Below are 338 nucleotides of genomic sequence, written 5' to 3' on the forward strand. Positions count from 1 at the left end.
CCGTTGCCGATGCTTTCGCCGACGCCGACGATGCCGTATTTATGGGTCTGGTCCGGCGCACATTCCTCGACGCCGATGACGTTGCCGCCGCTCTGCTCGTAGAGTTCGATCATGCTTTTCATGCAGCCGACATCGGATTGCATGACCATGTCGGGCAGCAACAGCGCAAACGGCTCGTCGCCGACGATCTCACGCGCACACCAGACCGCGTGGCCGAGGCCGAGCGGCTCCTGCTGGCGGGTAAAGCTGGCCGTGCCGGCAATCGGCAGCAGGTTGTTGAGCAGCGTCAACTCGGCCTTCTTGTTACGCTGGCGCAGCGTCTGCTCGAGTTCGAACTG

1 pseudogene is annotated in these 338 nt (G+C 62.7%); it reads right to left on the minus strand.

Going from position 1 to position 338, the window contains the following annotated elements:
- A pseudogene (locus EQW76_RS28825) lies at positions 1–338 on the minus strand (UTP--glucose-1-phosphate uridylyltransferase); the annotation flags it as partial.

This window comes from Rhizobium sp. rho-13.1, from assembly GCF_007000305.1.
In the GTDB taxonomy this organism is placed as follows: domain Bacteria; phylum Pseudomonadota; class Alphaproteobacteria; order Rhizobiales; family Rhizobiaceae; genus Rhizobium; species Rhizobium rhododendri.